The following is a 24,778-nucleotide window of genomic DNA, read 5'->3' as shown; positions in this document are numbered from 1 at the left end:
CGCAGATTCGTTTCGGATTCAGTTTTCAGGAATTAAATTCCTGTGCGGATTTACATGGCTACCATTAATTTGGAGAGATACCCAAGTGGCTATAAGGGGACCCTCTGCTAAGGGGTTAGACTGCGTAAGCGGTGCGAGGGTTCGAATCCCTCTCTCTCCGCCATTATAAATCCAATACTTGTAGTGTGGCGGCGTAGCTCAGCTGGCTAGAGCGTACGGTTCATACCCGTGAGGTCGGGGGTTCGATCCCCTCTGCCGCTACCATACATACCCGGAGGCTTAGCTCAGCTGGGAGAGCATCTGCCTTACAAGCAGAGGGTCGGGGGTTCGAACCCCTCAGCCTCCACCATTTTTATTCTTTGAAGTTCTAATACCTTACACCGTGCCGGTGTAGCTCAACTGGTAGAGCAACTGACTTGTAATCAGTAGGTTGGGGGTTCAAGTCCTCTCGCCGGCACCATTTTTAAGAGCAAATTGTGGAACCGTGGTGTAGTTGGCCTAACATGCCTGCCTGTCACGCAGGAGATCGCGGGTTCGAATCCCGTCGGTTCCGCCATTTTTTTGTTTTTAGGCTTTTTTTCATGGCTCGGTAGCTCAGTCGGTAGAGCAAAGGACTGAAAATCCTTGTGTCGGGGGTTCGATTCCCTCCCGCGCCACCATATATGGAGGCTTAGCGAAGTGGCCAAACGCATCAGACTGTAAATCTGCTCACGTACGTGTTCGGTGGTTCGAATCCATCAGCCTCCATCCCTTTTTAGGAGCCATTAGCTCAGTTGGTAGAGCACCTGACTTTTAATCAGGGTGTCGAAGGTTCGAGTCCTTCATGGCTCATCTTAAGTCAAACGGTCATCACTTTAGGGTGGTGGCTTTTTTTGTATTTTGATTCATGATTCAAGTATGCTCGTAAGCGCAAATTCCGCATTTTACAGCAAAATATGATAAAATAAGCGAAAAAAGCAAAAGTGGTGGAGAATGGTGATGATGGATAGTGAGGGTTTGCGTCAAAAATTGGAGCAACTCACCGGAAAGAGGACCGGAATCAAGCAGCTGGGCAGGCAGCATTCCGCTTCACTTTTTGGCATAGGTACGGATAAGAATCAGGAACTGCCGGTCATTCATGAGGGTTATCTGTGGCTTCCCCTGTATGAGAATGATGGCCGTGTTACAGCAGTATGGGTGGAGACAGAAGGGCTGTCACCGCTGGAGCTGGAGCTGGTGAATTATGCCGGGCGCAATTTTGCGGCAGCACTTAAGGCAACTGGCTTCAAGGAAGAAGGAGAGATGGAGGCACGGCAGCTTAGCGGATGGCTGAACGCTCAACTGGAGCAGGAGAAGGATGATGCGGAGATCCCGGATGAAATCTCACTGAAGGGCCGGCTGTTCGGGGATATGATTCCCTTCATGCTGGTAAGCGAGAATGTTCATAATCCGCAAATGACGTATCGCTCCTTAATGAAGCTGCTGCGCAGTTATTTCGAGAATGATGTATTGCTGGTTCCCCTGCAGGATAAGGAATGGTTAATTTTAGCCCGTAAGGAACTCCTCACAGGAGGAGATGATAAAGAGGATGAGGAAGAGAGTGCTGAGGATTTGCTGTCACAGACTTCTATGGGGTTGCATGAGTTGATTGCCAGCGAGTGGGTTGGCGTCTTTCATCTCGCGGTCTCTCCTGCCATTATCCCGGTTAAAGGTCTGACAGGAGCAGTAGCCTTGCTGCGGGAGACGATTCTTCTTGGACGCATCTTCCAGGTAGGGGATTATATTCATCTGCCGTGGGAGCTGCACATGGAGCGGCTGGTTAACAGTATTCCGGATGACCGGCGAAGACAGCTACTGGGCCAGATCGGTGATTACACGGCGGTACTGGCGGATAAGGAAATGCTGCTGACGCTGGAGACTTTTTTTGAAATGGACTGCAATGTTAGTGAAACCGCCAAAAAACTGTACATTCACCGTAACACGCTGCTCTACAGGCTGGACAAGATCAAGCAGGAGACGGGGGCCGATGTCCGCAGCTTTGGAGATGCCGCTATTGTGAAGCTTGCTATGTTATTGTATAAAGTGACGAAAAGAAAATAGGTTTTTTGTGAACCTTGCAAATAGCCATGAGGCCGGCTCTGGGGTAAGATAAGTGTACAAGAAAGCGTTTGATTTTCTATTCCAATAATAGACTCGAGGGGGAAATACAATGGCAGGCGTACGTTTAGAGCATATTTTCAAAAAATACCCGGGTTCCGATAAAGCAACAGTAATCGATATCAATCTTGATATTAAAGATAAGGAATTCCTCGTACTGGTTGGTCCTTCCGGTTGCGGTAAATCCACAACCCTTCGTATGATCGCTGGTCTGGAAGAAATCTCTGAAGGTAAAATGTACATTGGTGACCGTGTTGTGAATGACGTTGCTCCTAAAGACCGTGATATCGCGATGGTATTCCAATCCTACGCCTTGTATCCGCACATGAGTGTATATCAGAACATGGCTTTTGGTCTGAAACTGCGCAAAGTGAAGAAAGAAGAAATCGACAAGAAAGTACGCGAAGCAGCAAAAATCCTGGATATCGAGCACTTGCTGGATCGTAAACCTAAGGCACTGTCCGGTGGTCAACGTCAACGTGTCGCTCTAGGCCGCGCTATCGTCCGTGATCCACAAGTCTTCTTGATGGATGAGCCTCTTTCCAACTTGGATGCTAAACTTCGTGGTCAAATGCGTGCTGAAATCACTAAGCTGGTTAAGCGTCTTGAAACCACTTGTATCTATGTAACGCATGACCAGACAGAAGCCATGACGATGGGTGACCGTATCGTAGTTATGTACGATGGTATCATCCAGCAGGCAGCTTCCCCTGAAGAACTGTACAATGAGCCTACGAACCTGTTCGTAGCCGGATTTATCGGTTCCCCTACCATGAACTTTATCAACGGTACTCTTTCCGAATTAAACGGCGCTGTCCGTTTCCGTGCAGAGAACCTTGATGTTGAAGTTCCAGGGGGCAAAGCTACAATCCTGCGTAACAAAGGCTTCATCGGTAAAGATGTAATCATGGGCGTTCGTCCAGAAGACATTCATGAAGAGCCAGTGTTCCTGGAGGCTTCCCCTAACACAATCTTCACTTCGATGGTTGATGTTACGGAAAACCTTGGTCATGAAATGCTCCTCTACTTGAGCGGTCTTGGCAATAACACTGTAATTGCGCGTGTAGATGGACGTTCCACTACCCGTGAAGGCAGCAAGCCTAGATTGGCCATCGACATGAACAAAGTCCACATCTTCGATAAAGAATCGGAACTTAACGTTCTGCTGGGATAAGATCTCTGCAGGGTGAATATAGTTTATAATGAAGAAAGCCGCCTGGTTAGGCGGCTTTTTCTTGTAATGATCATGGTGAAGTGGAACGATAACCGCTGGGGTTAAGATTGCATTCACTGGCATAATCCATTAAGATAGCAGGAGAATTACCTGTAGCTGGAATGGATAAAGATGTAACCGGTATGCGGGGAAGCGGCATAAGCCGCTGGTGACGAAAGGACGGACATATATGGCTAAGAAGGTAAAAGTATCGGAATTGGTGCAGCATTTTCAATTAGAGGTAGTATCCGGACATGAAGGTCTGAAGAGACCGATCACTGTGGATGATTTGAACCGTCCCGGGCTGGAAATGGCCGGTTATTTCGAATATTATCCGGAAGAACGTGTGCAGCTACTAGGCAAAACAGAGCTGGCTTTCTTCTCTATGCTCTCAGAGGAAGAACGGAAAAGCCGGGTACGCGGTATCTGTAACGACAATACCCCGTGTATCGTCATTACCCGTGCGCTGGATGTACCTCAGGAGCTTGTAGACATCAGCAACGAGAAGGGACTTCCTGTACTGCGCAGCTCGATGGCGACGACCATTTTCTCCAGCAGACTGACCAGCTTCCTTGAGGGTAGACTCGCACCGACAGCAACAATTCACGGTGTTCTCTGTGATGTGTATGGAGTAGGGATGCTGATTACAGGCACCAGCGGTATTGGTAAAAGTGAAACCGCGCTGGAACTGGTTAAACGCGGTCATCGCCTGATTGCCGATGATGCGGTGGAAATCCGCCAGACTTCGGATAATCAGCTTCATGGTACCGCACCGGAATTGATCCGTCACCTGCTGGAGATCCGTGGTGTCGGGATTATTAATGTTATGACGCTCTTTGGGGCAGGTGCTATCCGTAATCACAAGCGGATTACCCTGGTGGTCAGACTGGAAGCCTGGCAGCAGGACAAGCAGTATGACCGTCTGGGACTGGATGAGGAGACGACACGGATTATTGATACCGATGTGCCGCTGGTTACCATCCCTGTCCGTCCGGGACGTAACCTCGCTGTCATTATCGAGGTGGCGGCGATGAATTACCGGCTCAAGCAAATGGGCTTCAATGCCGCGCTTCAATTTACGAATAAACTTACCGCCACCATCTCAGAAGATATGGATGATCTCGATTAGGAGTGTGAGAGCATGTTTTATTCACTAGCGATTGACCCGATTGTCTTCTCGATTGGATCACTGCCGGTTCACTGGTATGGCCTGATTCTGGGTCTTGGTGCACTTACCGGGCTATTCCTATGTATTCAAGAAGGCAAACGCTTCAACATTCCACAGGAGTTCTTCATGGATATGCTGCTGCTGGGCTTGCCATCGGCTATTATTGGGGCGCGGCTATACTTCGTAGCCTTCAAGTGGGATGACTATAAGGATAACCTGCTCGATATCTTCAAGGTTTGGAATGGCGGTATTGCGATTTATGGCGCACTGATCGGCGCGATTATCTGCGGGATTATTTATTTCCGCTATAAAGGCTACCCGTTCTGGCGTATCGTGGATATCTGTGCTCCCGGACTGCTTGCCGGCCAGATGATCGGCCGTTGGGGGAACTTCATCAACCAGGAAGCCTATGGCGGCGTGGTAGAGGAATCGTTCCTGCGGGATAAGCTGCATTTGCCGGACTTTATCGTTAATCAAATGTACATAGGGGATGCTTTTCACCATCCGACCTTCCTGTACGAATCACTCTGGAGTCTGCTGGGCATTCTGCTCCTCATGGTGCTGCGCCGCCAGAAGTTCGTACGTGCCGGAGAAATCTTCATGTCTTATTTCATCTGGTACTCCATCGGCCGCTTCTTCATTGAAGCTCTGCGTACGGACAGCCTTGCCTTTAACGGCAGCAGCGGACTGGAAGCCTTCATTAACGGGCTGTGGAGTCCAATGAAGTGGATGGGCTTCGAGCAAGGTTATCTTGACCCGGCTTACGGGAATATCCGTATCTCTCAGCTGCTCGCGCTACTCATTATTGTGGCTGCTATTGCGCTGATTATTGTACGGCGGGTAAGCGGTCAGCCGAAGGCGCATTACCTGGACCCGATCATCAGCACCAAACCGGCAGCAGCGGATGCAGTGGTTCCAGAGAGTGCAGCTAATACGCCTCAGAAACCTTCTCAGCCTGTTCAGCCAGTGGAAGATCCCTCTGAAGATAAGGAAACAAAGGAGTAATACAATCAATGATAGAATGCGTGTTATTTGATCTGGATGGAACGATTGTGAATACTAACGAGCTAATCATCGATTCGTTCATGCATGCGCTGAAGGAGAATAACCTGCCGGCGCTGACCCGGGAACAGATCATCCCCCTGATGGGAACTACACTTCAGCAGCAGCTAGGCGCATTCTCCGGCCTGGAGCCGAAGGATATAGGCGTGCTGGAACGGTCCTACCGTTCGTACAACAATGCGCATCATGATGAGCTGGTCCAAGCTTTTCCCCATGTGAATGAGACGATGGAGGAGCTTCAGCGCCGAGGAATCAAGCTTGGGATTGTGACCACGAAGATCCGTCCTAACACTTTGAAGTCACTGGAAATGTTCGATCTGTTGAAATATATGGAGACGATTGTTACGGTGAATGATGTGACTCATCCGAAGCCGCATCCGGAGCCGGTGCTCACGGCAGTAGCCAATTTGGGTGTTGATCCGGCCAAGACACTGATGGTGGGGGATAGTGCTGTCGATATTCAGTCTGCCAAGGCAGCAGGTGTGCGTGTAGCAGGGGTAGCCTGGTCGCTTAAGGGTGAGGCTGTGCTGCGCACCTATGAGCCGGATTACATCATCCAGGAGATGAAGGACTTGTACTCAATTGTGGAGCAGGAGACTATGCAGCCGTGAGAAAGATAACCCGTTATCCCGTGGAGGGGCATAATTCGCTCTGGCATATTTACCGTACGGTCAGCCCATGGAAGGGTGTACGCAATTTTATTTTTATCCAGATTGCCCGTTATTGCCCGATTCTGCCGCTTAAGAACTGGATTTACCGCCGGGTGCTCGGGATGAAGATAGGTAAGCATACTGCGTTTGGACTTATGGCGATGGTGGATGTTTTTTTTCCGGAGAAGATCTCTATTGGGGAGAATACGGTTATCGGCTATAACACTACAATCCTGGCCCATGAGTATCTCATTAAGGAGTACCGGCTCGGTGAAGTTATTATCGGCGAGAATGTAATGATTGGGGCTAACACGACTATTCTCCCTGGGGTTACGATTGGGGATGGGGCTACGGTTGCGGCGGGATCGGTGGTTCACAAGGATGTTGCTGCCGGTTCGTTCGTTGGCGGGAATCCGCTCCGCGAGCTGCGTAAACAGGAGGAATCATAATGGCTCAAAAGGAAAGAATACCACAGCTTGATATTTTTCGGGCAATCGCTATTTTTGCGGTGATCGCCATTCATGCCACTTCACGCACGTTGGCTGAGACACTGGGCACTTCCATGTTCCCTCCGTTTTTGTTCATAAACAAGTTCAGCCAGTTTGCGGTGCCTTCTTTTATATTCTTAAGCGGGTTCGTCCTGTTCTACAATTATATTGACCGTCCGCTGGGCGGTAAGGTGCTGGCCAAATTCTACAGCCGCAGGCTGATCTACATTATTGTGCCTTATCTTGTGTTTACGGTGCTGTATTTTGGACTGAAAATGACGGCCGGTCATACCTGGGGGATGCCTCTTCAGGAGATGGGCGGGAAGTTCTTCAAGTATCTATGGACGGGTACGGCGTATACGCATCTCTACTATATCATCATCATTATCCAGTTCTATCTACTGTTCCCGCTGATACTCTGGTGTCTGCAGAAAGTCCGGCATCTCGCGGCCTGGGCACCAGTCATCGGGCTTGCGTTACAGTGGGGCTTCGTGCTGCTTAACAAATATATGGTGAATCACGGGTATTGGCAGCTGTCCAAGGGTAGTCTGGCCATTACGTATTTCTCGTATTTCCTGCTTGGTGCGGCGATTGCGATCTACTACAGCTCTCTGAAAAAGTGGCTGGTTCCCTCCCGCGAAGGCTGGCGTTCCGGTAAAGGGACCAGTTGGGTGGTACTATGGCTCTTATGGGCCGCAGCCGGGATTGGGCATGTTATATTGTGGTATAACAACTATACGAAAAAAACAGTAATCAATAGTCTATGGTACGAAGGGTTCTCGAACCTGCATGCCTTGCTCTCTTGTCTGGTACTGTTCCAGCTATCCTTCATGCTGTACGGTGCAGGACGCAGCGTGCTGACGAGACTGCTGCTCTCGGCCGGGGCGTGCTCTTTCGGTATCTATCTGCTCCATCCTCTGCTGCTGTTCATGTACCGTAAGCTGCCGTTCCACGGCGGATCGCTGGCTTATACGGCAGCAATAGCGGGCGGCTGGCTGGTGGCCCTCCTAGGCTCCTGGGTGGTGGTTGCGCTTGCCTTCCGTTATGTGAAACCGGCATGGATGGTGTTCGGCTCTGCACCGCAGAAGCCGGCAGCAGCGTCAAAGGCGACAGTGTAGACTTTGGCTTAGTAATATATTGAAAGCGCCGGCTGGCCGCAGATGCGGCTGTCCGGCGCTTTGCTGTACGCAGGCGGTTCTGGAGAGCAGGTTAGCCGGGTTGTTCCCCGGCCTGCTCGCGCTGGAAGTCGGCGATTGCCTGATACTGATCCGCCAGACTGCGGGATACCGAGATGAAGATGGGCAGCAGCTGTTTGTAGGCTTTGGCGTGGACAGTAACCGGCTCATGCCGGTGAGTGGAGCCAATCATGCTGAAGACAGCATCCAAGGAATCGATCCGGCGGATGGCGTATAATCCCAGTACAACTGCGCCGAGGCAAGAGCTCTCGAAGCTCTCCGGGACCACCACCTCCTGATCGAAAATATCGGCCATCATCTGCCGCCATAGCGCCGAGCGGGCGAAGCCGCCAGTAGCCAGGATTCTAACAGGCTCGCCGATGCATTCCTCCATGGCCAGTAATACGGTGTACATATTGAAGATGACACCTTCCAGCACCGCACGGATCATATGCTCCTTGCGGTGATTCATGCTTAGCCCGAAGAAGGAGCCGCGGGCATCGGGATTCCACAGCGGTGCGCGTTCTCCGGTTAGATACGGGTGGAAGAGCAGTCCGTTGCTGCCGGGCGGCACTTGCTCAGCGATCCTGGTTAATACTTCGTAGGGATCAATACCCAGGCGCTTCGCGGTCTCTACTTCAGAGGCGGCGAACTCATCACGCACCCAGCGGAAGAGCATTCCCCCGTTATTCACGGGGCCGCCGATTACCCAATGCTTGTCTGTCAAGGCGTAGCAGAAGATCCGTCCTTTGGGATCGGTCAGCGGATGGTCAACTACAGTACGGATGGCACCGCTTGTGCCTATCGTTGCAGCGATTACCCCCGGCTCCATGGCTCCTACGCCCAGGTTGGACAGAACACCATCACTGGCACCTACGACAAACGGAGTGTCCGTGAGGAGACCGAGCTTTCCGGTAAGATCTGGAAGCAATCCCTGCAGGATATGGGTGGTCGGGACCGGACGGGATAGGCGCTCCGGAGTAACACCGGCAATCTGGAGTGCCTCCTCGTCCCAGTCGAGCTTCTCCAGATTGAACATGCCGGTGGCAGAGGCGATGGAATGGTCAATCACATATTCGCCGAACAGCCGGAAGAAGATATATTCTTTGATGGAGATGAACTTGTAGGTCTGACGGAACAGCTCGGGCTGCTCCTCGCCCAGCCACATCAGCTTGGTGATTGGAGACATAGGGTGTATGGGCGTTCCTGTCCGCAGGTACAGCTCATGTCCGTTCAGTTCATCCTTCAACCGCCGGGCACAGCGGCTGCTCCGGTTATCGGCCCAGGTGATGCAGGCGGTCAGCGGCTTACCCGCAGGATCCACAGCGATGACGCTATGCATAGCGGAGCTGAAGGAGACCAGAAGAATGGCTTCAGGTGCGGCAAGGCTCTCCTGCATGACTGCTGCTATAGTACGAATTACGGCTTCGAGAATCTGCTCCGGGTCCTGTTCTGCGACAGAGGGGGAGGGCTGATGCAGCGGATAGCCCTGATTGCTCTGAGCGACAATTGTTCCGTTCTCCTCAAAGAGGACAGCCTTCGTGCTGGTGGTTCCAATATCAACGCCAATCATATAGGATGTACTCAAGCCGTCAGTCCTTCTTTCTGCTTCTGAATTAGATACCGGGAATACTTCATGGAGAAAATAAAGTACAATCATATTAACCTATTATATTCGCCGCTTATCCCGGTGGCAAAAGGAACTCTGGAATTCAAGCGAATTGTTGACGCAAAAGGATAGTCCGTGATACGATATTGCCACTACTTTACTTTGCTACCACTTTACCATGATAAAGCAATTGATGATACCCTTTAACATATCCGATGAGGTGAACAATGAAGATGGCCAAACCAAAGGGATTTGAAAAGCCTGCCGGCGTAAGGGATTATCTCCCGCGTGCGGTAACGAAGCTGCGCAAGATCGAGAAGGATGTACTTCACTGTATGAGCCGCTGGGGCTACCGGCAGATGATTACGCCTACTCTTGAATATTACGATACAGTCGGTGTAGCCAGCTCTACATCCGATCAGAAGCTGTATAAATTACTTAACAACCGTGGGCAGGCGCTGGTGCTGCGTTCAGAGATGACGGCACCTGTAGCCCGTGTGGTCTCCTCTCTATTGAAGGATGAGCCGCTGCCGCTGCGTCTGTCCTACCATGCCAACGTCTTCCGGGCGATTGAAGAAGAGGCCGGGCGTGAGGCGGAATTTTTTCAGACCGGTGTGGAGCTTGTCGGTGATGATTCACCGGAGGCTGACGCAGAGGTAGTCGCGCTGGCGATTGCTTCCCTGCAGGCGGCGGGCGTAAAGTCTTTTAAAATTGCAATAGGGCATGTCGGCTTCCTTGACGGCCTCTTCCAGGAGGCGGTATCCGGCTTGCCGCAGGCTCAGGAGGAGCTGAAGAGCCATCTGCTCAGCCGCGATTATGTAGCCTTCCGCGAGACGCTGCGGCGTCTTGAGCTATCCACTGCCCAGAAGCAGGAGCTGGACGGACTGCTGCGGCTGCGCGGCGGAAAGGAGATCTGCGGCCAGGCGCTGGAGCTGAGCAGCCATCCGGTGGCGCGCGCTTCGATCGAGCATCTGTGCAAGGTATGGGAGGTGCTGGTGGCTTACGGTGTCTCGCAGCATGTGCTGATTGATCTGACGATGATCGGTGATTTCTCTTACTATACAGGCATGACCTTCGAGGGGTATGCTTCCGAGCTGGGCTTCCCGGTATGCAGCGGCGGCCGGTATGACAACCTGCTGCAACAATTCGGGCGTCCGATTCCCTCCACCGGCTTCTCTCTGAAGACCAACCGTATTTTGGATGGAGTCTCCGGGCTGCCGGAAGAGGAAGAGCTGCCGGTTCTGGTCCAGTACGATGCACTGCGGCGCCAAGAGGGTCTTGCCGAAGCAGCGAGGCTGCGGTCGGATGGGCATATTGTGGTCACGCGGCTGGCAACCGGTCCGGAGGAGCTGAAGACTGTGAAGCGGCTGGATGCGGATACTATTCAGGCAGAGGGCGAGTTGTACGGCGAGATCTACACGTTCGTGTCGTTTGTCAGCGAGCATGGGTGAGCGGAGCTGCTGCAGGTGATTTATAAATGATGAGTACACACGAAACGGGGGCGGGTATTGATGGCACAGATTCTTAAGGTAGCCATGCCGAAAGGCCGGATTTACAATAAAGCGGCAGAGCTGTTCCGCCAGGCGGGACTGCCGATTCCTCCGGATGGAGAAGAGTCGCGCAAGCTGGTGATTTCATTGCCGGAGGCCGGAATGGAGTTCATTCTGGCCAAGCCGGTAGATGTGCCGACTTATGTAGAGTATGGAGTGGCGGATATCGGTATTGTCGGCAAAGATGTACTGCTGGAGGAGAGCCGTGATGTGTACGAGCTGCTGGATCTCGGGATTGCCCGCTGCCGGATGTCGATCATCGGGCTTCCGAACTGGCAGCCGGGCATTCAGCAGCGGGTAGCCACCAAATACCCGAACGTGGCTTCGCGGTATTTCCGTGAGCAAGGCCAGCAGGTGGAGGTTGTGAAGCTGAACGGCTCCATCGAGCTGGCACCGCTGATCGGGCTGGCTGACCGGATCGTGGATATGGTTGAGACCGGCCAGACGCTGAAGGATAACGGTCTGGTGGAGATGAAGAGCATCTTCGAGATCACCAGCCGCCTCGTGGCGAACCGGGTGAGCTACCGGATGAAGAATGCGGAGATTCAGCAGCTGTGCGACCGGCTGCAGGCTGTGATTGCAGAACCGGGATTGCAGGTAAAATAAGATAAGCAAAACTATAGAGCTCAAGGGGGAAGCGGCGGTGAAGATCCAGTCCAGTAAGGAATTTAAACTGCAGCGTGAGGTGGAATACGGCACGCCGGAGCAGAACAAGGCCGTACGTGAAATCGTGGCCGATATCAAGCGGGAAGGCGACGCGGCGCTGCTCCGGTATACGGAGCGCTTCGACGGCGCTGTACTGACGCCAGCGCAGCTGCGCGTAACGCCGGAGGAGCTTGAGGCCGCCTACGGCCGGGTAGAGGAGTCCTTCGTGACGGCGATTCGCGCAGCAGCCGTGAATATCCGTGCGTTCCATGCGCGGCAGAAACGCAATTCCTGGATGGATCTGCAGCCGGACGGCACGATCCTCGGCCAGATCATCCGCCCGCTGAAGCGCGTGGGCGTCTATGTTCCCGGCGGCAAGGCGGCCTACCCGTCCTCGGTGCTGATGAACGTGATACCGGCACAGATCGCCGGGGTGCCGGAGATTGTGATGGTGACGCCGCCTTCGACCGGCGGCTCTGAAGGCATTGATCCTTATATTCTCGTGGCCGCCGCTGAAGCGGGTGTACACGAGATCTACCGCGTAGGTGGCGCGCAGGCCATCGCCGCCCTCGCCTTCGGCACGGAATCGATCGTGCCGGTCGACAAGATCTGCGGGCCAGGGAACATCTACGTGGCCCTGGCCAAGCGCGAGGTCTACGGCGCTGTCGACATCGACAGCATCGCCGGACCGAGCGAGATCGTCGTGCTCGCCGACGATACCGCCGAGGCCGCCTACATCGCGGCCGACCTGCTCTCGCAGGCCGAGCACGACGAGATGGCGTCGGCGATCCTCGTGACGCCGTCGCAGCGTCTCGCGGAGGCGGTGGCTGCCGAGGTTGAGCGGCAGCTGCAGGCATTGCCGCGCGAGCAAATCGCGCGGGCCTCGGTCGAGAACTACGGCGCGATTATCGTCGTAGACTCGCTTGAGGAGGGCATCTCCGTGGTGAACCGGCTCGCGCCGGAGCATCTGGAGATTGTGGTGAACGACCCGATGGGGCTGACCGGCGCAATAGAGAACGCCGGTGCGATCTTCCTCGGGCCGTACAGCTCGGAGCCGGTCGGCGACTACTTCGCCGGACCGAACCATATTATACCGACGAATGGCACAGCGCGCTTCTCCTCGCCTGTAGATGTGGATGACTTCATCAAGAAGTCCAGTCTGATCTATTACAGTAAGGAAGCGCTGCTGCGCGACGGGGCGGCGATTATGGAGCTTGCCCGGCGTGAAGGACTGGAAGGCCATGCACGCGCCATCGAAATCCGGCTTACGAACGAAGCGAAAGGTGGAGACACAAATGGAGAACAATAACAACGAACTGGCGCTGCGTAAGGCCGGACTTAGCCGTACAACCAATGAAACGGACATCAAGCTAACCTTTGCCGTGGACGGCAGCGGGGTCTCCGAACTGGAGACCGATGTGCCGTTCCTGAATCATATGCTGGATCTGTTCACGAAGCATGGACAGTTTGACCTCTCTGTACAGGCGCGGGGAGATATCGAGATTGATGATCACCATACGGTAGAAGATATCGGTATCTGTCTCGGGCAGGCTTTGCGGGAAGCGCTTGGCGATAAAAAAGGCATCAAGCGGTACGCCAGTGTCTTCGTCCCTATGGATGAGGCGCTTGCCCAGGTAGTGATCGATATCAGCAACCGGCCGCATTTCGAATACCGGGCAGCGTATCCTTCCCAGCAGGTAGGCAGCTTCTCAACAGAGCTGGTACATGAATTCCTGTGGAAGTTCGCGCTGGAGGCGAGAATTACGCTGCATGTCATCGTTCATTACGGCACCAATACTCATCACATGATTGAAGCAATCTTCAAGGCGCTGGGACGGGCACTGGACGAAGCGACTATTGTAGATCCCCGGGTGAAGGGTGTGCCTTCAACGAAGGGAGTGCTGTAGTATGGCCGTTGCAATCGTCGATTACGGCATGGGCAACCTGCACAGTGTCAGCAAGGCCGTAGAGCGGCTGGGGTATACAAGTCTTGTAACCTCGGATGCCGCCGAGATCCTGGCGGCAGACAGTGTCATTCTGCCGGGAGTCGGTGCCTTTGGCGATGCGATGGAGCACTTACAGGAGAGCGGAATGGACGATGTCGTCCGGGCCGCAGCGTCAGCGGGCCAGCCGGTGCTGGGCATCTGCCTCGGAATGCAGCTGTTGTTCAGCAGCAGCGAGGAGCATGGCGAGCATAAGGGGCTGGAGCTTCTGCCTGGCGCAGTGGTGCGCTTCGCCCCCCGGGACGGCTATAAGGTGCCGCATATGGGCTGGAACAAGCTGAGCTTCCGCCAGCCGGAGAGTCCGCTGCTGGCAGGTCTGACGGAGGGCCATGTGTACTTCGTGCACTCCTATCATGCACTCGCGGCGGACAGCGATCTGCTGGCCGTCACAGACTATGGACATCCGGTAACGGCTATTGTGGGGCGTGATAATGTCTACGGCATGCAGTTCCACCCGGAGAAGAGCGGGGAGCTTGGTATGAAGCTGCTGGGTAATTTCCTGCAGCTCCGGGGACAGCAAGCTTAGCTGCCTGAATCACTAATTTGCAATGAAAGCGGGGAGTATTCATGTCTTCTTTTATCCTATATCCGGCGATTGATATCCGGGACGGCAAGTGTGTCCGGCTGCAGCAGGGTGATTATGCCCAAGAGACGATCTACAACGACAGTCCGGTAGAGGTGGCTAAGTCATGGGAAGAGCAGGGCGGGCAGTATATCCATCTGGTGGATCTGGACGGAGCCAAAGCAGGCTGCCCCGTGAATGATGCCATTATTGGAGCTATTGCTAAACATGCGAATGTTCCTGTACAGGTCGGCGGCGGTCTCCGTACTCTTGCCGATGTCGAGAAGCTGCTGAACCTCGGCGTCAGCCGGGTGATTATCGGAACGGCAGCCATTAATGATCAGACTTTTACAGAAGCGGTTCTTGCCAAATACGGCGACAAAGTTGCCATCGGTATTGATGCGCGTAACGGCTACGTGGCAACTCATGGCTGGCTTAATACCTCGGAGGTGCGTGCGGAAGACCTGGCTAGAGAGCTGGCTGCCAAGGGCGCTGAGACTTTTATCTATACCGATATCTCCCGTGACGGGATGATGCAGGGGCCGAACGTGGAAGGCATTCTGTCTATGGCCAAGGCAAGCGGCCGCAGCGTAATCGCCTCCGGCGGCGTGACCAGCCTTAATGATCTGCAGCGCCTGAACGTACACAGCGGCAGCGGGATCGGCGGGGCGATTGTGGGCAAGGCGCTGTATACCGGCAATATTAATCTGGCTGAAGCGCTGCAGACCCTGGGCCAATCCTCCGGATTGCGGTAAGTCTACACTAAGGAGGGGTCTTGGCATGTTGGCGAAACGGATTATTCCCTGTCTGGATGTGAAGGACGGGCGTGTGGTAAAAGGTGTGAATTTTGTGAATCTGCGCGATGCCGGAGATCCGGTGGAGCTTGCGGCGCTATACGACCGCGAGGGAGCGGATGAGCTGGTATTCCTCGATATTTCCGCTTCTGTGGAAGGCAGGGCGACCATGATTGAAGTGGTGCGGCAGACGGCGGGTGAGATTGCCATTCCCTTCACGGTGGGCGGGGGCATCTCAACCCCTGATGATATGAAGCGGATTCTGCGTGCCGGAGCGGACAAGATCGGCATTAACACAGCTGCTGTAAATAACCCTCAGCTGATTCTGGAAGGGGCCCGTCACTTCGGCTCCCAGTGCATTGTAGTGGCGATGGATGCCAAATATAATGAGGCTTGGGGCGAATGGGAAGTGTATACGCACGGCGGACGTACGCCCACGGGTATCCGGGCCTTGAATTGGGCTAAGGAAGCTGAACGGCTGGGGGCCGGCGAGATTCTGCTTACAAGTATGGACGCGGACGGGACCAAGGACGGCTTCGACCTGAAGCTGACGGCGGCGGTCAGCGACCTGCTGAGTATTCCTGTCATTGCTTCTGGCGGAGCCGGGAGAATTGAGCATTTCTATGATGTATTTACGGAAGGCCGGGCAGATGCCGGACTTGCGGCAACCATTTTTCACTATAAAGAGATTGCTATTCATGATCTGAAGGCTGATCTGAAGCAAAGAGGAGTAGAGATCCGATGAGCGAGGACAAGAAGGATATCGCACTAAGCCAGCAGGAGGCAGTGTCCGGCATCCGCTGGAATGAAGCAGGCCTGCTGCCTGCAGTCATTCAGGATGCGCGCACCCTGGAGGTATTAATGTTCGCCTATATGAATCCTGAGTCACTGCAGCGCTCACTTACGAGCGGCCAGACCTGGTTCTGGAGCCGTTCACGCAGCGAGCTGTGGCATAAGGGGGGAACGTCCGGCAATACGCAGGCGATCACCTCGATCCATTACGATTGTGACAGCGATACGCTGCTGGTGAAGGTAGTGCCGGAGGGTCCGGCCTGCCATACCGGGGAGAACAGCTGCTTCTTCCGCGACATTCCGCTCGATATACCGGCAACCGTAACTGACACTGCCGGGGCTGCCGTGAACGCCGCTGAAGCAGAGAGCGGCCGGTTTGCGGTACTCGGGGAGCTGGAGCGTGTGATTGCCGAGCGTGAGGTGAACCGTCCTGAGGGGGCGTATACGACCTATCTGTTCGACAAGGGTGTGGACAAGATCCTGAAGAAGGTCGGTGAGGAAGCCTCCGAGACGATCATTGCCGCCAAAAACAAAGATAATGCCGAGCTGCGCCTGGAGGTCAGCGATCTGATCTATCACCTGCTGGTGCTGCTGCAGGAGCGCAAGCTTCCGCTGGATGAGATTCTGGAAGAGCTGAGCGCCCGCCATGAACGGCCGCGGCGGGACTAGGAGGGTACTTCAGCATGCACATCGATTATCATACCCATCATGAACGCTGCGGCCATGCGGTCGGGAAGCTGGAGGAGTATGTGCAGCGGGGCATCGCTCTGGGGCTTGAGCAGCTCGGGCTGTCGGATCATCTGCCGCTTATCCATGTCGATCCGGACCACTACTACCCTGAGATGGCTATGCCTCTTGCGGAGCTTCCGCGATATGTGGAGGAATGCCTGACGCTGAAGGAGCGCTACCGGGGCAAGATTGAGCTGCGGGTGGGGCTGGAGGCGGATTATATTCAGGGATATGAGGAACAGATCCGCGAGCTTTTGGCACCCTATCCGTGGGATTATCTGATTGGCTCGGTGCATTTCCTGGGAGAATGGGACATTACCGACCACCGGCAGACCCATGGCTGGGAAGGCCAGGATGTAATGGCGGTATACCGCCGCTATTATGATGCTGTACAGAAGTCGGCGTTATCAGGATTATATGATATTATAGGACATATGGACGTCATCAAAAGGTTCGGTTACGGACCCCGGACGCCGGAGGACCTGGCGGAGGCTAAGAAGCTTGAGCTGGATACGCTGAAGGTCATTGCCCGCAGCGGCATCGCAATGGAGCTGAACGCTTCCGGGCTGACCAAGCCGTGCGCCGAGATGTTCCCGGCAGAGCATGTGCTTGTTCAGGCGCTTGAGCTGGGCATTCCGCTCACGGTTGGCTCTGATGCGCATGATCCCATGAAGCTGGGAGACGGCTTAACAGAGGCCCGGGACATGCTCTGGCGCACCGGCTTCCGCGAACTGGCCGTCTTTGAAGGACGCCGCCGTACATCTGTTCCGTTCAACGTATAAATTTATAATCCCAGGAGGGTACTATGCATCATCAATTACGGATTTTTTCCGGTTCGTCGAATCCGAAGCTTGCCGCTGATATTGCGGAGCGCCTTGGTGCGCCGCTTGGCCAGATTAAGCTGACCCGTTTCAAAAGCGGCGAGATTTATGTGCATTATGAAGAGAGCATCCGGAACTGCGACGTATTTTTGGTGCAATCCCTGGCTCATCCGATTAACGAGCTGTTTGTAGAGCTGCTGGTCATGATTGATGCCGCCAAGCGCGCATCGGCCAGAACGGTGAACATTATCGTTCCTTATTACGGGTACGCCCGGCAGGAGCGCAAATCTGCACCGCGTGAACCGATCTCGGCCAAAATGGTCGCCGATGTGCTGACCACCGCCGGTGCAACGCGGGTAATTACCATTGATCTGCATGCCGCAGCCATACAGGGATTCTTCAATATTCCGGTCGATCATCTGACCGCGCTTGATCTGATTAGCGGTTATCTGAAGGTGAAGGGGCTTACCGATCTGGTCGTGGTCTCCCCGGATGCGGGACGAGCGTCCATGGCGGAGAAGCTGGCCAGCCGGCTGGATTCGCCGTTCGCCATCATGATTAAGAAGCGTCCGGCGCATAATGAATCGGTGATTACGCATGTCATTGGTGATGTGGAAGGCAGGACGCCAATCATTATAGAGGATCTTATAGATACCGGAACCACGATCGTCAATGTGGTGGAGGGCCTGAAGGAGCGGGGCGCCCGGAACAGTATCGTCTGTGCTACGCACGGACTGTTCTCCGGGGATGCGCTTGAGCGGATGGATCATCCCAATATCGACGAGATTGTCATTACCGATTCCATTGCCCTGCCGGACGAGCATTCCAGCAGATTCGCGGTGCTCTCGGTAGCTCCCATGCTGGCTGAGGCCACGCGTATTATCATCGAGGGCGGTTCCATAGATAAGCTGTTTAGAGACGCAGGGATTTAGCTCCCGCGTCTTTTTTTTGTGAATGAGGCACATGATAACCTATCCTTCTATTTTTCGCTTAAACGGGTGCCGTCCCTGAAAGGACAGCAAAGCCGTTTCCACTTGAGCTTTTCCCTCCCGTCAGCACTCTCTTGAGATTGAGAATCTCGTTGCCACATGTGGTATACTGTGTGGAGAAGACAGCCGAGACCATAAATGGAAACGATCAGGTAAGGTGTAAGGCTAGGAAAGCTGACAAAAGGGAGGTGCCTTGCTTCCATGATTGAGAGAACTTCAGAGAATGTCGCGGAGAACAGTAATGTCATTCCGGTCACTCTGGATGCCAATTTTTTCTTTGAAAGAGCCGTTCGGTCGCTGGACCGCTTTCAATATGATAAGGCATTAAGAAATTTTCGCAAAGCTGTCGAATATGAGCCGGATAATCCGGTGAATCATTGCAATATGGCGGGTATATTATCTGAGATGGGCAATTATACCGCATCTAACGAGATTCTTATCCATGTTCTGGAGAAGATCGACCCCGCTATGACGGAATGCCATTTCTATATGGCTAATAACTTCGCTAATATGGAAAGCTTTGAAGAGGCGGAGCGTTCGCTGGTCATTTACTTGGAAGAGGATGCTAACGGCGAGTTCATGACCGAATCCGAAGAACTGATGGAGCTGCTGCAATATGAGCTGAACCGGCCCGCTCCGCTGGTGCGTATCCGCAGCCGTGAGGGAGTCGTAGAGCATGACCGGGCGCGCAGTCTGCTGGAGGAGGGCAAGTTTCCTCAGGCTGTAGAGCTGTTGGAGGAGATCACTGCGGGCACCCCGGATTTTTTGGCTGCGCATAATAATCTGGCACTCGCCCATTTCTATATGGGCCGGTTCGCCAAGGCCAAGGAATGTCTGAATGAGGTGCTGAAGCAGGACCCCGGCAATCTGCACGCTCTGTGCAATATGGCCATCTTCCTGCAGTATGCAGGGGACAAGGAGCAGCTTGAGACGCTGCTGGGGATGCTTGAAGCAACGGTGCCCTTCCATCAGGAGCATGTATTCAAAATGGCTACAACTATGGGTATCCTGGGCCGGCATACCGCTGCTTACAGCCATTTCCGCCGTCTGCTGAAGGACGAGGAGGTCGCCGCAGACGCCGGCCTGTATCATTACTGTGCGGCAGCGGCAAGCAATAGCGGAAGACATGATGAGGCGCTGCGCTGCTGGAGACAGGCAGCCAAGCTGGACCCTGCTTCCGCTGTCCCGGCGTTCTTCCTGTCCCAGCTCCAGCAGGCCCGGGCAGAAGGACACCCTATGCCTGCTGTCAGCTATAATTATCAGCTGCCCTTCCAGGAGCAGTTGAAGCAGTGGAAGGGGAATACGGGCAGGTTCACTGAAGAAGTGCGGAATAATCCGCTGCTGCGCGCCTCGTTCTTCTGGGCGCTGCGCTACGGCGATTCCGCTACGAAGCTTCAGGTGACCGAGGCGCTCCGCTGGATTGAGGACGAGGAGATGTCCGAGGTGCTGCGCGGAGTTCTGGAGCAGGAGCCCCTGCAGGAGGACCGCCTGCAGGAGGCAGCATTGTTCAGCCTTCAGCGGCTGATCGGGGAGAACCTGAATGAAGCCGGCGGTTTGCCGGGCGAAGAGCAGGAGCCTGCGGCTGCTCCCGGACCGAAGGGGATACTGCCCGGAACCGGCGGCTTATCGCCGTCCACTACCCGTATTTGAAGCCATAGTTGTTCTAAGACACACACCTACTTGTAAGGAGGCCAATGTAATGTACAAAACGATTGTAATCGGAACAGGCCCGGCCGGGCTGACTGCCGCGATTTATCTGGCGCGTGCGAACCTGAGCCCGCTGGTAATTGAAGGCTTGCAGCCGGGGGGGCAGCTGACAACGACGACAGAAGTGGAGAACTTTCCAGGCTTCCCTGAAGGGATTCTGGGTCCTGACCTGATGGACAATATGCGCAAGCAGGCGGAACGCTTCGGCGCTGAATTCAAGAACGGCTGGGTGGAGTCGGTGGACTTCTCACAGCGCCCGTTCAAGGTAACCGTGGACGGGATGGGTGTACTGGAAGCAGAGTCGGTTATTATTTCAACCGGGGCTTCTGCAAGATATCTGGGCATCCCGGGCGAGCAGGAGAATGTGGGACGCGGGGTCAGCACCTGTGCGACCTGTGACGGCTTCTTTTTCCGCAATAAAAAAATTGTCGTCGTCGGCGGCGGAGACTCTGCCATGGAGGAAGCCAGCTTCCTGACCCGCTTTGCGTCCAGCGTAACGCTGGTTCACCGCCGTCCCGAGCTGCGTGCCTCGAAGATCATGCAGGACCGGGCGCGTGATAACAGCAAGGTAACCTGGGCCTTGAACCGCACACCGGTGGAAGTAACGGTAGGAGAGACCGGTGTGAAGGGCCTTACGGTGCTTAATAATGAGACAGGTCAGACAGAGCTGGTAGAGGCAGACGGTGTGTTCGTAGCAATTGGACACACGCCGAACACAGCCTTCTTGGGCGGTCAGATCAACACGGATGCTAATGGCTATATCGTGGTGAACCCGGGTACTACCGAGACCAACATTCCGGGTGTATTCGCCTGCGGCGATGTGCAGGATACCCGTTACCGTCAAGCGATATCGGCAGCGGGAACCGGCTGTATGGCCGCTATGGATGCCGAGAAGTTCCTGGAAGGCACCATGGTGCACGACTGGAGCGAATCACTGGACAAATAACGGGTTTACAAGAATTACCCGCACAGGTAAAATGTATTTAATTAGATAAGATACCCACTAGGGGAGCCTGAATAGGCTGAGACGGGAAAATTGAATTTCCGGACCCTTGAACCTGATCTGGATCATACCAGCGTAGGAAAGTGGAGTCGGACCTTTTTTGAATACAGTCTTATTTGGCTGTTTCTTTAATAAAGCCGCTCCAGGTGGAGCGGCTTTTTGACTTGCAGGAATCTATAGATTCTTCAGCTCAATCTGCTGCGTGACCTCTTATCTGATGAATGTACAGAACGAAGAGGAGGAGATTGAAATGACAGGAATGGTAAAAAACGAAGAGGTGGATCTTTCCGGATTCCCCGCAAGCCGTAAAGTGTATGTGGAGGGCACACGCCCGGATATCCGGGTTCCGATGCGGGAGATCAGCCTCAGCAGAACCGAAGGCGTTGCCGGGGAAGAGGAGAATGCTCCGCTGCGTGTCTATGACACAAGCGGTATTTATACGGATGCTGCGGAGGCGACGGATATTCGGAGGGGGTTGCCGCCGCATCGTTCAAGCTGGATCGCGGAGCGTGGTGATTCGGAGGAATACACCGGAAGGGCGGTGCGGCCGGAGGATAACGGAATCCGCAGAGAAGGGGCTTCCGCCGAAGCTTGTCCAGGACTGCGCAGGAATCCCCGGCGGGCCTATGCAGGCGGTAATGTGACCCAGCTGCATTATGCAAGGCAAGGGATCATCACACCGGAAATGGAGTATATTGCGATCCGGGAGAATATCCGGCCGGAGTTCGTAAGGGATGAAGTGGCAGCGGGCCGTGCCATTATTCCGGCCAATATCAATCACCCGGAGAGTGAGCCGATGATTATCGGCCGTAACTTCCTGGTGAAGATCAATGCGAATATCGGAAATTCTGCGGTCACTTCTTCTATAGAAGATGAAGTGGAGAAGATGCGCTGGGCGACACGCTGGGGGGCTGACACCATTATGGATCTATCCACCGGCTCCAAGATCCATACCACCCGGGAGTGGATTATCCGCAATTCTCCTGTGCCGGTTGGTACAGTGCCCTTATACCAGGCGCTGGAGAAGGTGAACGGCATAGCCGAGAACTTAACCTGGGAGCTCTACCGTGACACGCTGATTGAACAGGCGGAGCAGGGGGTGGATTACTTTACTATTCATGCAGGGGTGCTGCGGCGCTATATTCCGCTCACTGCCCGGAGAATGACCGGCATCGTATCCCGGGGCGGTTCGATTATGGCCGCCTGGTGCCTGGCCCATCAGCAGGAGAACTTCCTGTACACACACTTTGAAGATATATGTGAGATCATGAAGACGTATGATGTGGCCTTCTCACTTGGGGATGGCCTGCGTCCCGGCTCTATCGCCGATGCCAATGACGAAGCTCAGTTCGCCGAGCTGGAGACGCTGGGAGAACTGACGCTACTAGCCTGGAAGCACGATGTTCAGGTCATGGTCGAAGGTCCGGGACATGTGCCGCTGCACAAGATTAAGGAGAATATGGATAAGCAGCTTGAGATTTGCCGGGAAGCTCCTTTCTATACGCTTGGGCCGCTGACTACGGATATTGCACCCGGCTATGATCACATCACTTCGGCCATCGGAGCAGCGATGATCGGGGGGCTCGGAACGGCGATGCTGTGTTACGTTACCCCTAAGGAGCATTTAGGCCTGCCTGACAAGAATGATGTGCGCGAAGGCGTTATTACCTACAAAATTGCTGCACATGCCGCAGACCTCGCGAAGGGGCATCCGGGAGCGCAGGACCGTGACGATGCGCTGTCCAAGGCGCGGTTCGAGTTCCGCTGGCGCGACCAGTTCCATCTCTCCCTCGACCCTGAAAGGGCGCTCGCGTATCATGACGAGACCCTTCCGGCGGAGGGGGCGAAGCAGGCGCATTTCTGTTCGATGTGCGGACCTAAGTTCTGCAGCATGCGGATTTCGCATGATATCCGTAATTCCCATAGATGGAGTTAATCACTGTAATTTAGCTGCTAATACAGCGGAATCATAACATTCTTAGGCTATCCCCCAAGCTGAATGGCTTGCAGGGATAGTCTTTTTGTAGTTAGTGATTACAATCACAATCCACCCCTGTACCCTATGCTAAGCTGTTGTTGAGAAGAATTCTCATTAGTGAGGTGTGTAAAAGGATGAGCAAAGCGTTGAAGCTGGATGAACCGGTCTTTGAGCTGGTAACCAGGCACCCGGAAGTGGTGGAGATCATGGTGGAGCTGGGATTCCGTGATATTGCGAAGCCTGGAATGCTGCAGACTGCAGGAAGATTCATGACCCTGTCCAAAGGAATGAAATTAAAAAAAATAGAGCTGGAAACCGTTCGGCTGGCCTTTTGGCAGCATGGTTTCGAGATTATAGAATAGAAGGAGAGATTACGATGAGCGAACTGATTAATAACCGCGAGGTCGATATTCCGGAACAGACACGCCGTCAGGCTATGCTGAGAGAGATCATCAAGGAGCTGCATGCAGGCAAAAGCGTGGAGGAGGTTAAGGCGCGTTTTGAAGAGGCGGTAGGCGATGTTACGGTGGAGGAAATCTCCGCCATGGAGCACTCCCTGATGACCGAGGAAGGTATTCCGGTAGAGGAAGTACAGCGCCTCTGCTCTGTGCATACGGCGATTTTCAAAGGCTCGATTGAACAGATTCACCGTTCTTCTAAGCCTGAGGAGCAGCCCGGTCATCCCGTGCATACATTCAAGCTGGAGAACCGCGAGATCGAGCGTCTGGTCAACTTCCGGCTGGAGCTGCATGCGGATAAGTTCAAGAAGAACGACAGTGATGAGATTATTTTCAAGCTGCTGGAGGACCTGAGTCTGCTGCTTGATCTCGACAAGCACTACAGCCGCAAGGAGAATCTCCTGTTCCCATACCTCGAGAAGTACGGCATTTACGGTCCTACGAAGGTAATGTGGGGAGTCGATGACGGAATCCGCAATATGATCAAGGAAGCCAAGAAGGCGCTTAGTGCCTATAAGGGGGACAGGGGGCAGATTACAGCCGCACTGGAGGAGATCATTAAGGAAGTCAATGAGATGATCTTCAAGGAAGAGAATATTCTGCTCCCGATGGCGCTGGATAAGCTGACTGAGGATGAGTGGGTCAAAATTGCCCGCGAAAGCGATGAAATCGGCTTCTGCCTGACTGCGCCGGACCAGGAATGGATACCGGAACGTGCGGCGGAGCCTGAGGGCGCTGATGTTCCGGCGGAAGAAGGGGAAGGCCTGTCCCCGCAGGGCTTCATCCGGTTCGAGACCGGGTTGCTGTCGCTCCACCAGCTCGAGACGCTGATGAATCATCTGCCGGTGGATCTCACCTTTATTGATGAGAACGATGTCGTCCGCTACTTCTCGCATGGCAAGGAACGGATCTTCGCCCGGACGAAAGCTGTCATCGGCCGCACTGTGCAGAACTGCCATCCGCCGCAGAGCGTGCATGTTGTTGAGAAGCTGCTGGCTGATTTCAAAGCCGGAGTGAAGGATGCCGAGGATTTCTGGATTAACATCAAAGATAAATTCATCTATATCCGTTACTTCGCCGTGCGGGATGCAGACGGCCGTTATATGGGGACGCTGGAATTCACCCAGAATATCGCACCGATCCGTGCCCTTGAGGGCCAGAAGCGAATTTTGTCGGAATAACAGTATTATATCCGGTGCTGTACATTAGAAGCTCCTTAACCGACTTTCTTGCCTGAATGGTGAGA

At 54.0% G+C, this 24,778-nt stretch carries 23 protein-coding genes, 8 tRNA genes and 1 riboswitch; of the genes, 30 read left to right on the top strand and 1 reads right to left on the bottom strand.

The window, feature by feature from the left end:
• Positions 1 to 71: 71 nt before the first annotated feature.
• From MKX42_RS00335 to MKX42_RS00265, 15 genes are all read left to right on the top strand, one after another.
• A tRNA-Ser gene (locus MKX42_RS00335) sits at positions 72 to 163 on the top strand.
• Positions 164 to 187: 24 nt separating this feature from the next.
• A tRNA-Met gene (locus MKX42_RS00330) sits at positions 188 to 264 on the top strand.
• A 9-nt stretch (positions 265 to 273) separates the two neighbouring features.
• Positions 274 to 349: transfer RNA gene (locus MKX42_RS00325), tRNA-Val, on the top strand.
• A gap of 35 nt (positions 350 to 384) precedes the next feature.
• A tRNA-Thr gene (locus MKX42_RS00320) sits at positions 385 to 460 on the top strand.
• Positions 461 to 478: 18 nt separating this feature from the next.
• Positions 479 to 556 (top strand) — tRNA-Asp (locus MKX42_RS00315).
• Between the two features lie 27 nt (positions 557 to 583).
• A tRNA-Phe gene (locus MKX42_RS00310) sits at positions 584 to 659 on the top strand.
• A 5-nt stretch (positions 660 to 664) separates the two neighbouring features.
• Positions 665 to 747, top strand: a tRNA-Tyr gene (locus MKX42_RS00305).
• Between the two features lie 11 nt (positions 748 to 758).
• Positions 759 to 831, top strand: a tRNA-Lys gene (locus tag MKX42_RS00300).
• 147 nt (positions 832 to 978) lie between these two features.
• Positions 979 to 2,079 carry a PucR family transcriptional regulator gene (locus MKX42_RS00295; RefSeq protein ID WP_340750365.1) on the top strand — a complete coding sequence of 367 codons (1,101 nt, stop codon included), beginning with the start codon at positions 979 to 981 and terminating at the stop codon, positions 2,077 to 2,079.
• 109 nt (positions 2,080 to 2,188) lie between these two features.
• A complete protein-coding gene (locus MKX42_RS00290; protein ID WP_340750364.1) occupies positions 2,189 to 3,310 on the top strand; it encodes an ABC transporter ATP-binding protein in 1,122 nt (373 codons plus the stop codon).
• Positions 3,311 to 3,539: 229 nt separating this feature from the next.
• Positions 3,540 to 4,478 (top strand): HPr(Ser) kinase/phosphatase, encoded by a 939-nt coding sequence (hprK, locus tag MKX42_RS00285; protein WP_036726232.1) that lies wholly within the window; start codon positions 3,540 to 3,542, stop codon positions 4,476 to 4,478.
• Between the two features lie 12 nt (positions 4,479 to 4,490).
• Positions 4,491 to 5,522 (top strand): prolipoprotein diacylglyceryl transferase, encoded by a 1,032-nt coding sequence (lgt, locus tag MKX42_RS00280; protein ID WP_340750361.1) that lies wholly within the window; start codon positions 4,491 to 4,493, stop codon positions 5,520 to 5,522.
• Between the two features lie 8 nt (positions 5,523 to 5,530).
• Entirely contained in the window at positions 5,531 to 6,190 is a 660-nt protein-coding gene (gene ppaX, locus MKX42_RS00275; RefSeq protein WP_340750359.1) for a pyrophosphatase PpaX, read from the top strand.
• Complete coding sequence (locus tag MKX42_RS00270) at positions 6,187 to 6,678, top strand: acyltransferase (RefSeq protein WP_036726237.1); 492 nt, start codon at positions 6,187 to 6,189, stop codon at positions 6,676 to 6,678. Before ppaX ends, MKX42_RS00270 begins: the two co-directional genes overlap by 4 nt.
• The gene (locus MKX42_RS00265; RefSeq protein WP_340750357.1) at positions 6,678 to 7,835 is read left to right on the top strand and encodes an acyltransferase; all 1,158 of its coding nucleotides are present in this window, start codon (positions 6,678 to 6,680) and stop codon (positions 7,833 to 7,835) included. The genes MKX42_RS00270 and MKX42_RS00265 overlap by 1 nt, the downstream gene beginning before the upstream one ends.
• A 91-nt stretch (positions 7,836 to 7,926) precedes the next feature.
• Here the strand turns inward: MKX42_RS00265 and gntK are convergent, their stop codons facing one another.
• Entirely contained in the window at positions 7,927 to 9,465 is a 1,539-nt protein-coding gene (gntK, locus tag MKX42_RS00260) for a gluconokinase (RefSeq protein WP_445669353.1), read from the bottom strand.
• Between the two features lie 269 nt (positions 9,466 to 9,734).
• Here gntK and MKX42_RS00255 point away from each other — a divergent pair, with 269 nt between their 5' ends.
• The 15 genes from MKX42_RS00255 (at position 9,735) to MKX42_RS00185 (ending at position 24,713) form a co-directional block, all read left to right on the top strand.
• Positions 9,735 to 10,952, top strand: a complete 1,218-nt coding sequence (locus tag MKX42_RS00255) for an ATP phosphoribosyltransferase regulatory subunit (protein ID WP_340750353.1) — start codon at positions 9,735 to 9,737, stop codon at positions 10,950 to 10,952.
• Positions 10,953 to 11,012: 60 nt separating this feature from the next.
• Positions 11,013 to 11,657 (top strand): ATP phosphoribosyltransferase, encoded by a 645-nt coding sequence (gene hisG, locus MKX42_RS00250; RefSeq protein ID WP_340750351.1) that lies wholly within the window; start codon positions 11,013 to 11,015, stop codon positions 11,655 to 11,657.
• 37 nt (positions 11,658 to 11,694) lie between these two features.
• Positions 11,695 to 13,005 carry a histidinol dehydrogenase gene (hisD, locus tag MKX42_RS00245; RefSeq protein ID WP_036726241.1) on the top strand — a complete coding sequence of 437 codons (1,311 nt, stop codon included), beginning with the start codon at positions 11,695 to 11,697 and terminating at the stop codon, positions 13,003 to 13,005.
• Positions 12,992 to 13,603: an imidazoleglycerol-phosphate dehydratase HisB gene (gene hisB / locus MKX42_RS00240; RefSeq protein WP_340750349.1), complete on the top strand. Its 612-nt coding sequence runs from the start codon at positions 12,992 to 12,994 to the stop codon at positions 13,601 to 13,603. The genes hisD and hisB overlap by 14 nt, the downstream gene beginning before the upstream one ends.
• 1 nt (position 13,604) lies before the next feature.
• Positions 13,605 to 14,225, top strand: a complete 621-nt coding sequence (gene hisH / locus MKX42_RS00235; protein WP_340750346.1) for an imidazole glycerol phosphate synthase subunit HisH — start codon at positions 13,605 to 13,607, stop codon at positions 14,223 to 14,225.
• Between the two features lie 41 nt (positions 14,226 to 14,266).
• The gene (hisA, locus tag MKX42_RS00230; RefSeq protein WP_340750344.1) at positions 14,267 to 15,016 is read left to right on the top strand and encodes a 1-(5-phosphoribosyl)-5-[(5-phosphoribosylamino)methylideneamino]imidazole-4-carboxamide isomerase; all 750 of its coding nucleotides are present in this window, start codon (positions 14,267 to 14,269) and stop codon (positions 15,014 to 15,016) included.
• A 25-nt stretch (positions 15,017 to 15,041) separates the two neighbouring features.
• Positions 15,042 to 15,800: an imidazole glycerol phosphate synthase subunit HisF gene (gene hisF / locus MKX42_RS00225; RefSeq protein ID WP_036726247.1), complete on the top strand. Its 759-nt coding sequence runs from the start codon at positions 15,042 to 15,044 to the stop codon at positions 15,798 to 15,800.
• A complete protein-coding gene (hisIE, locus tag MKX42_RS00220; RefSeq protein ID WP_340750341.1) occupies positions 15,797 to 16,516 on the top strand; it encodes a bifunctional phosphoribosyl-AMP cyclohydrolase/phosphoribosyl-ATP diphosphatase HisIE in 720 nt (239 codons plus the stop codon). The genes hisF and hisIE overlap by 4 nt, the downstream gene beginning before the upstream one ends.
• A gap of 14 nt (positions 16,517 to 16,530) precedes the next feature.
• A complete protein-coding gene (hisJ, locus tag MKX42_RS00215; protein ID WP_340750339.1) occupies positions 16,531 to 17,358 on the top strand; it encodes a histidinol-phosphatase HisJ in 828 nt (275 codons plus the stop codon).
• Positions 17,359 to 17,381: 23 nt separating this feature from the next.
• The gene (locus tag MKX42_RS00210) at positions 17,382 to 18,329 is read left to right on the top strand and encodes a ribose-phosphate diphosphokinase (protein ID WP_036726251.1); all 948 of its coding nucleotides are present in this window, start codon (positions 17,382 to 17,384) and stop codon (positions 18,327 to 18,329) included.
• A 258-nt stretch (positions 18,330 to 18,587) separates the two neighbouring features.
• Positions 18,588 to 20,036 carry a tetratricopeptide repeat protein gene (locus MKX42_RS00205; RefSeq protein ID WP_340750336.1) on the top strand — a complete coding sequence of 483 codons (1,449 nt, stop codon included), beginning with the start codon at positions 18,588 to 18,590 and terminating at the stop codon, positions 20,034 to 20,036.
• A gap of 49 nt (positions 20,037 to 20,085) precedes the next feature.
• Entirely contained in the window at positions 20,086 to 21,039 is a 954-nt protein-coding gene (trxB, locus tag MKX42_RS00200; protein WP_340750335.1) for a thioredoxin-disulfide reductase, read from the top strand.
• A 49-nt stretch (positions 21,040 to 21,088) separates the two neighbouring features.
• Positions 21,089 to 21,195, top strand: a riboswitch (TPP riboswitch).
• 151 nt (positions 21,196 to 21,346) lie between these two features.
• Positions 21,347 to 23,032, top strand: a complete 1,686-nt coding sequence (gene thiC, locus MKX42_RS00195) for a phosphomethylpyrimidine synthase ThiC (protein ID WP_340750332.1) — start codon at positions 21,347 to 21,349, stop codon at positions 23,030 to 23,032.
• Positions 23,033 to 23,208: 176 nt separating this feature from the next.
• Positions 23,209 to 23,436, top strand: a complete 228-nt coding sequence (locus MKX42_RS00190; protein WP_340750330.1) for a DUF1858 domain-containing protein — start codon at positions 23,209 to 23,211, stop codon at positions 23,434 to 23,436.
• A 14-nt stretch (positions 23,437 to 23,450) separates the two neighbouring features.
• Positions 23,451 to 24,713, top strand: coding sequence for a DUF438 domain-containing protein (locus MKX42_RS00185; protein WP_340750328.1), 1,263 nt, complete (start codon positions 23,451 to 23,453; stop codon positions 24,711 to 24,713).
• Positions 24,714 to 24,778 lie beyond the last annotated feature (65 nt).

It is taken from the genome of Paenibacillus sp. FSL R7-0204, assembly GCF_038002225.1.
Lineage (GTDB): Bacteria > Bacillota > Bacilli > Paenibacillales > Paenibacillaceae > Paenibacillus_AQ.
This window is presented reverse-complemented; position numbering and strand designations above follow the sequence as displayed.